The 605-nt window shown below is 61.8% G+C and carries 1 protein-coding gene; it reads left to right on the top strand.

From position 1 onward, the window contains the following. Positions 1-605, top strand: a 605-nt coding sequence (locus EN935_RS39315) for a pilus assembly protein N-terminal domain-containing protein (protein ID WP_127374417.1), incomplete at both ends; no start/stop codon positions are given.

Here is a 605-nt window from a genome sequence, read left to right as displayed (position 1 = left end):
CGCATCTACCTGTTCGGCAAGGCGGTCGGCGAGACGAACATTTTTGTCTTCGGCCCGAATGGCGAGCAGATCGTCAGTCTGGACCTGGCCGTCGAACGCGACGTTGCCGGCCTTGAGGATTATATCAGGCGCTTCCTCCCCACGTCGGCTGTCAAGGTAGAACTGCTGAATGACAACGTCGTCCTGACGGGGACGGTCGACACGCCTCTGGACGCGAAACGCGCGGTCTACCTGGCGACGATCTTCGTTTCGGGTGGTGAAGCGACGACGGGACAATATTCGCAGACCGCGGCCGGCGGTTCGTCCCAGAGCGGTGTCGACATCAACAACCCGGACCAGGAGCGCCGCACCAGCAAGATCGTCAACCTGCTTCAGATCATCGGCGACGATCAGGTCACGCTGAAGGTGACGGTCGCCGAAGTCAGCCGCTCGGTGATGAAGCAGCTCGGCGTCAACATGGTCGGCAGCGGCGGCAGCAACGGCATCAGCTACGGTGCGATCAGCGACAATTTCACCGGCCTCGGCAAGCAGCTGTCGAATTCGGGCTTCACGATCGGCGCCTCGGGCCTGCAGTCCTATATCAACGCCATGGAGCAGTCCGGGGT

The sequence above is a fragment of the Mesorhizobium sp. M7D.F.Ca.US.004.03.1.1 genome (genome assembly GCF_003998635.1).
GTDB classification, from domain to species: Bacteria; Pseudomonadota; Alphaproteobacteria; order Rhizobiales; family Rhizobiaceae; genus Mesorhizobium; species Mesorhizobium loti.
Note: the sequence above shows the minus strand (reverse complement) of the source record. Positions and strands in the feature narration are given on the sequence as shown.